Genomic DNA, 2,887 nt, shown 5'->3' with positions numbered 1-2,887 from the left:
ATTGTCGATAGGTAAGTCTTTGAGTTTATCTCCAACTTTTCCCCCGATCCGCACCGTACGTGCCACTTTCATGGCATACGGCGGTCTACCTAAATTGTAGTTTTCGTCTCACCTAATAATGATAAGTTCCAAGTGAACAACGCTAGTTGTTCGTTTTTTGATTCCACTTCGCTTTGTGATTCTATACAGATTTCATTGTTTTCGACTAATTTCCGCAACTTATTGAGTTTACCTAGTTGTTCCTCGTTGAGTTTTAGTTCATTGAGTAATTGGTTTATGGTCTCTGTTTTGGTTGCGTGTATTAGTCTATGGATACTTGGTTTGATGATTGTAAGGTTTTTGTAGCTGTCATCTTTTGTTTCACTCCACAATTTCTTATGGTGACAGTGCATGTCCCAAGGAAAGAGTTTCTCACCTGTTACACTACATTTTCCTTTTTGTGAGACATAAAGGGAAATTCGATTGTCACTGTACTCTACGGTTGCCCGTTTGTTTATGACTGGATTTTCTCTTAACCATTTTAGTTCCGTTTCGGTTATATCTGCCAAGATTTTATGTATCGAGGCTCGACCTTCTACGGTGTATTTGTTAATGGCGTGTTTTTTCATCATCGGGTTTTTGTTTTGAATATAAGAGATTGGTAGGATAGGACGTTTCATTAGGTATCTAATTTGTTTTGAAACTAAATATGGCTTGATACCTTTGTCTTTTCCGTTATACTTTCCTATATTCGTGTATCCGTTTGTGTTTCGTTTACCACTATTTACTACCTTTGGGAAACGGTTGTACATCATTTGGATTAATCCTAGACTTATTTTTCTGAAGTCTAGGTTGACATGTGTCGCTATTTTGTAATAGTTATGTTTGCCAATGACCATGCTGTTGTATATGCCGATTCTCCTTATTGTTTCGATAGAGGTTGAGGTTTTCTGTATTTTCTTCACTTGATTGGCTAAGTCTTGTTTTGTCTTTCTCAGTGCTTTTGGAGATACGTGTGTTTCCGCAATATATCGTGTGTCACCATTCTTCTTTTTACCTTTCTTCGCAGCCTTGAGCGTGAATCCTAGGAATTCACTTTCTTGTCTCTTCAGATTGGTTACTTTAGATTTCTCGGTTGAAATGGGTAGCTTCAAACGTTCTTCTAACCACATTTGGCTTGCTTTGAAGATTTTCTCCGCATTACTTCGTGTGTTTGTGAAGATTTTGAAGTCGTCTGCGTATCTTACGATATACATTGGTTTCATTTTGGATGTTATCATAAGTTGATTTGTTACGTTATCGTTACTCCAGATTCCATCTTTGTATCTCGGTTTTACCTTTTTGGCTTTAAACGTTTCCCATTGATCGCTTACCCACCAGTCAAATTCATTAAGATTGACATTTGCAAGTAGAGGACTAAGAATACCACCTTGTGGAGTACCTTTTGTTGGGACTATTGTTTTACCATCGGGCATTTGCACTGGTGCTTTTAGTATTTTTCGGATGATAACTAGTAGTTGTTTATCACGTATACCTAGTGTCCATAATTGGCGCATAAGTTTAGCATGATTTACTTCATCGAAAAATCCTTTAATATCTACATCCACCACATATGTAAGATTTTGTTGATTCACCTTTTTGATACTGTCTGCTATTGCATGTTCTGCTCTTCTGTTAGGTCGAAAACCATAACTCCTTGTACAGAACTGTGCTTCACAGATGGGCTCTAAGACCTGAAGAATACACTGTTGGATAATCCTGTCCCACATACTAGGTATTCCTAGGGGTCTTATTTTCCCATTATCTTTTGGTATGTCTTTACGTCTTACTTTCTGCGGCTGGTAGTTTTGAAAGCGTTTTTTGACTTCATTCAAGAAATAGTCTTGTTCCATTCTCCCAATATCCTTAATATTTACATTATCACAGGCTGATGTTTTACTTCCTTTGTTACCTTTGATGTTACGAAAGGCAAGAAGTATGTTTTCGTCTGATGTTATGATAGACATTAAGCTTTTGAATGAATTTCTTTTAGTTGCTTTTAGGTATAAGTTATCTAGGACAGGTTGAATACCGTAATATTCGTTGTGTCTTAATTTCTTATCCTTTAGCGTGGGCTTAGAGTTGTCATTCATGGTCTATCACCTTCTCTCATATTGATTTGGTGACCTTTTGAGTCTTACCAGAATCCATGCAAGATTAGATGAAATTTCAGTTCCTACAAAATAGGCTTGTGGCTGTTCCTCCAGTCCCATTACAGAACCTTCACAGGTCGTACCACTACTCTCACCACTATTAAGAATACTTCCCTCGGTTACCCGTTTCGCATTCAGCTGTATCCGTCGATAGAGTCATTGACTCAACGCTAGTGGCTTTCGACGTTCCGTTCAGACTATCATTGTTTTAAAGGTCCGCAGACCTCCGATTTAGGTGCTCACTATACCCCGTGTCTAGCTCCGTTGCCTATAACAACGTTTAGGATTATTGAAAATGGCATTTCTCTAATCCTTTAGACAAGTCTTATTTTCAGACCCCGAATCATTTCTGACCCGTAACTGTATCGAGGCGTACATTCGCAAGTTCGTCAGTGTTTACACATTCTCACCATGTCGGTTGACAGCATACAATACTTAATCAGTTCCATTTGGTTTATTATTCCGAATGGCTTTCGGTTGCCCGGTCGGGTACTACGGATTTTGACTGCATGTTTTACCCTGCTTCCTACATCACACTATACCTAGCATATGCAGTTGGGAATCTCACTGGGGTAGTTTCAGGTCGTTACTCCATCATTCCTACCACTCGTCTGAACAGTTATCCTGCTCTTAATTGTTTTTGTTGTTTCTACAATCTAGAACAGTCCTCGTTGTCGCTTATGCTTGCGCATTACTTAATCGAGAACGTCTCGCAC

At 38.7% G+C, this 2,887-nt stretch carries 1 protein-coding gene; it reads right to left on the bottom strand.

Annotation, left to right across the window (positions count from 1 at the left end):
* Positions 1-89: 89 nt before the first annotated feature.
* Entirely contained in the window at positions 90-2,111 is a 2,022-nt protein-coding gene (gene ltrA / locus ACS2CR_RS33820; protein ID WP_153603169.1) for a group II intron reverse transcriptase/maturase, read from the bottom strand.
* Positions 2,112-2,887: the final 776 nt, after the last annotated feature.

Origin of the sequence: Bacillus cereus group sp. BceL291 (assembly GCF_051776705.1) — a bacterium.
Classification (GTDB): domain Bacteria; phylum Bacillota; class Bacilli; order Bacillales; family Bacillaceae_G; genus Bacillus_A; species Bacillus_A cereus.
Note: the sequence above shows the minus strand (reverse complement) of the source record. Positions and strands in the feature narration are given on the sequence as shown.